This is a genomic window from Herbaspirillum sp. B65, from assembly GCF_000333555.1.
Classification (GTDB): domain Bacteria; phylum Pseudomonadota; class Gammaproteobacteria; order Burkholderiales; family Burkholderiaceae_D; genus Herbaspirillum; species Herbaspirillum rubrisubalbicans.
The window spans coordinates 1-4,117 of the sequence record NZ_BADI01000997.1 but is presented as its reverse complement, the minus strand read 5'-3'; the positions used below and the strand labels follow the sequence as shown (position 1 = coordinate 4,117).

Sequence of the window (4,117 nt, the reverse complement as noted above, 5' to 3'; positions counted from 1 at the left end):
CGAATCTACGCTGGCAGATCACCAAGTGGAACCACCGGAAATCACCGCCCTGAACCCGGGCGTGAAGCTGCCGATAGCGCAGGCTGATGGGCGCGCTGCAATAGGTAAAGCTCGCACTCGGCGGTGCTCGCGCATCCTGCGGTTCACGCCCACATCCGCACCGGGCTCAACGAATTGCGCAAGCAGGGCGGTGGTTCGTCCACCTTCGCCACTTGTGCCTACCTGATGTCGGAGCCGCCGGCAGTCGATGCAGGTGAAATTACCGACAAGGGTTATATTAACCAAGGCGCCGTATTGCGCCACCGGGCGGGCCTGGTCGAGCATCTGTACCGGGCAGACCCGGCCGACGATGTGATTTTCCTATGAAAGAAAAAACCATGAACAGCATTCCGGACAAGGGCGATATCAAGCGTGTCGCCGTGGTGGGTACGGGCGTGATCGGTGCCAGTTGGGTTGCCTACTTCCTGGCCCAGGGGCTGGAAGTGGCGGCCACCGATCCGCAGCCGGGCGCACAAGAGCGCTTGCTGGAGTCGGTGCAGCGGCATTGGCCGGGCCTGCGCACCAGCGGTCTGGCACCCGGCAGTTCGCTGGAGCGACTATCGTTTCATGCTGACCTGGAAGAAGCGTTGCAAGGTGCCGACTTTGTGCAAGAGAACGGCCCTGAACGGGAAGACCTGAAGATCGCCTTGTTCAGACGCATGGATGCCGCCTTGCCGCCGCATGTGATCCTGGCATCCAGTTCTTCCGGCCTGCTGATGAGCACGGTACAAAGCGCTTGCCGCCATCCCGAACGGGTGGTGCTGGGGCATCCATTTAATCCGCCGCACGTCATCCCGCTGGTCGAAGTGATCGGTGGCGAGCTCACCTCGGAGGCCACCGTACAGCGTGCCATGGCGTTTTATGCGGCCATCGGCAAGAAGCCCATCCATCCGCGCAAGGAGATCAAGGGTCACGTTGCCAACCGGCTGCAAGCGGCCTTGTGGCGCGAAGCCTTTCATCTGGTGGAGCAGGGCGTGGCCACCACCGAAGACATCGACACCGCCATCGCCTATGGTCCCGGCTTGCGCTGGGCGATGATGGGGCCCTTCCTGAATCTCTCCTTGTCCGGTGGCGCCGGCGGCATCGGGCATTTGCTGGAGCACCTGGGCGGGCCGATTGAAAGCTGGTGGGCCGACCTGGGGGCGCCCTCGATGACCCCCGACTTGCGTGCCACGATCACCGAACAGGTGGCGCAGCAGTTGGCGGGATGCGATCCATCGGCACTGGCGGCCGAGCGGGATGCATTGTTGACCAGCCTGCTGGCGGCCAAGACGCGCGCCACGTATATTCCATGAGTGACTTTTCCGCCGGACAGGATTTGGAATTTATTAAGTCGGCATCGACATTCATTACAGATCTGTAATGACTCGGTAATCTTTTTGTTCACACCTCCTCCGTAGAATTTATTTCAACAATGCGGCAGCGTCGCCCATCACCCCCATGACTGCCGACCGGTCTGGCCGGCAGTCATTCTCCTTTCAGCCATGCGCACACTGATTCTCTTGCTTGCTTTCCTGTTGCCGGTGCAGCTCTCTTGGGCGACAGTGGCAGGGTATTGCCAAGCAGAAAATGACAGGGTTCCGGCGCATCTGGGGCATCACGACCATTCTTCCGTAAAGGTGGATGAACAGGCTGGTTCCCAGAAATCAAAGTCCGGTGACCGCGACATGGACTGTTCCCTGTGCCACTTTTGTGCCATGAAGTCGGTGCAGGCCGGTAGTGCCATCGTCATCGTTGCGCCAGCCGTGGCACAGGCCGCGCATCCAAACTACTGCTCCCATCCTGCCTCGCATATCGCCGACGGGCCTGACAAGCCCAATTGGCCGCTCGCCGCTTGACTCGGCGAGGACAATCCCCACACACCAACTGCTCTCGCCGAATTCCCCTTTTCATTACCGGAGAATTCGATGTATCGGCACAGCTTCTTGCTGGGGCTTGCGCTGCTTGCGGCCGGCTCCAGCCAAGCGCAATCCAGTGCGCCTGCAACTACGCAATACAACCCGCCCGCCACGGCGTCAGCGTTCGATAAAGAAACCCGACTGCTGTCGCTGCCGGCTGCGATCAGCCTGGCATTCGACCAGAACAAGACACTGGCGGCCGCCAGAAAAGAGATCGAGGCGGTCGAGGCCACGATCCTCCAGGCCGGCGCCAGACCCAATCCAGAGTTTTCGGCGCTGCTCGAGGATTTCCGCAAGTCCAGCCGGACCACCACCTACCAGATCACGCAGCCCATCGAGCTCGGTGGCAAGCGCAGTGCGCGTATTGACGCTGCCCAGCGCGCGCGCGACATGGCATTGCTGGACTACGCCGCCAAGCGTACCGAAATACGCGCCGGCGTCGTGGCCGCGTACTACGACGTCATGGTCGCCGCCGAGCGCCAGCGTCTGGCCAGCGAACTGCTGGGGCTGGCCAAGACCTCGGCGCAGATGGCGGGACGGCGCGTCATGGCAGGAAAGATTTCTCCCGTCGAGCAAACCAAGGCGCAGGTGGCGCAATCCAGTGCGCAGCTGGAGCTCAATGAAGCCAATAGCGATCTGACTGTCGCGCAGAAGAAATTGGCGACCTTCTGGGGCAGCGTCGACAATGGCTTTGAACTGACCGAGCGTGGCGTCGAGTCGCTGCCGCCCCTGCCGGCTATTGCACAACTGACCGAGAAGGTCGCCACCGGTCCTGCCGTCAGGCTGGCCCAGCTGGAAGTGGAGCGTCGCCGTGCGTTGGCCAGTATCGAGACCAGCAAACGCACGCCCGATGTGAGCCTGACCCTGGGCAACAAGCGCGATGAATCGAACGCCCGGAACATGTGGGTGGTCGGATTTTCGGTTCCTATCCCTGTCTTCGACAGCAACAAAGGCAACGAGCTCAAAGCGCTCAAGCGTGTCGATATCGCGCGGGACACGTTGTCGGTCACCGAAGTGCAGATGCAGAGCGAGGCCGCGCAGAGCTTCGAGCGCCTGCGCAATGCCAGGGAAGAAGCCACCGCCTTGCGCGATGAGATCGTCCCCGCAGCGCAATCGGCCTACCAGGCGGCACGCACAGGATTCGAACTGGGGAAGTTCGGATATCTGGATGTCCTTGACGCCCAACGCACCTATTTCCAAGCCAAAGCGCAGTACTGGAAAGCGCTTTCTACTGCATTCCAAGCAGCCGCAGACCTGGATCGTCTGGCCGGCATCGAGACCTCTCCAGCAGAGTGAGATAAACATGAGCAAGAAACAGACATTCACCATCGCGGCCATCATCGCCATTGCAGCGCTTGTCGTGGGGATCACCCTGATGAAGGGCAACGGTTCGCAAGGGGAGAACGCAAAGCCGTCTGCCCATCAGGAAGAGGGCAGCCATCAGGACAACGAACATTCCGGCGAGGACAAGGACAGCGATCACAAGGAAGAGGGAACGATCGCACTGGACCAGGAGCAGATGGCCGCCGCCGCCATCGAGCTCAAGACGGCCGGCGCCATGCAGATCACTTCCAGCCTGCAATTGCCGGGCGAGATTCGCTTCAATGAAGATCGCACCGCCCATGTCGTGCCGCAGGTGGCCGGCATCGTCGAGTCGGTATCGGCCAATCTGGGACAGAAGGTGAAGAAGGGACAGGTGCTGGCCGTCATCAACAGCAGCGCCATCTCGGAGCTGCGTTCCGAACTGCTCAATGCCGAGCAGCGTCTGTCCCTCGCCCGCACCGCCTACCAGCGCGAAAAGAAGCTGTGGGAACAAAAGATTTCTGCCGAGCAGGATTATCTGCAAGCCCAGAGCGCCTTGCGTGAAGCCGAGGTGGCGGTGCGCAATGCACAGCAGAAGTTGCGCGCCATCGGTGCCAGCGGTTCTTCCGGCAGCCTGAACCGTTATGAAATCCGCGCACCCTTCGATGGGACCGTGGTCGAGAAACATCTCGGCCTGGGCGAGGCCGTGCGGGAAGACGCCAATGCCTTCCTGATTTCCGATCTCTCCAGTGTGTGGGCCGAGATCATCGTGTCGCCCAAGGACATGCAGGTCGTTCGCGTCGGCGAGAAAGTCGTGGTCCAGGCCACCGCGTTGAGCGCCAGTGCCCAAGGCAAGATCTCGTATGTGGGTTCCCTGA

General features: G+C 61.1%; 5 protein-coding genes. All 5 read left to right on the top strand.

What is annotated here, in order from left to right; all coding sequences use genetic code 11:
- Positions 1-123 precede the first annotated feature (123 nt).
- Positions 124-366 carry a hypothetical protein gene (locus I5W_RS23420; protein ID WP_044531053.1) on the top strand — a complete coding sequence of 81 codons (243 nt, stop codon included), beginning with the start codon at positions 124-126 and terminating at the stop codon, positions 364-366.
- An 11-nt stretch (positions 367-377) separates the two neighbouring features.
- Positions 378-1,334, top strand: a complete 957-nt coding sequence (locus tag I5W_RS23415; protein WP_044531052.1) for a 3-hydroxyacyl-CoA dehydrogenase NAD-binding domain-containing protein — start codon at positions 378-380, stop codon at positions 1,332-1,334.
- Positions 1,335-1,523: 189 nt separating this feature from the next.
- A complete protein-coding gene (locus I5W_RS23410; RefSeq protein ID WP_017449875.1) occupies positions 1,524-1,877 on the top strand; it encodes a hypothetical protein in 354 nt (117 codons plus the stop codon).
- A 69-nt stretch (positions 1,878-1,946) separates the two neighbouring features.
- Complete coding sequence (locus I5W_RS23405) at positions 1,947-3,233, top strand: TolC family protein (protein ID WP_044531051.1); 1,287 nt, start codon at positions 1,947-1,949, stop codon at positions 3,231-3,233.
- A gap of 7 nt (positions 3,234-3,240) precedes the next feature.
- Positions 3,241-4,117 (top strand): efflux RND transporter periplasmic adaptor subunit (locus I5W_RS23400; RefSeq protein WP_044531050.1); only part of this gene is annotated, 877 nt, incomplete at its 3' end.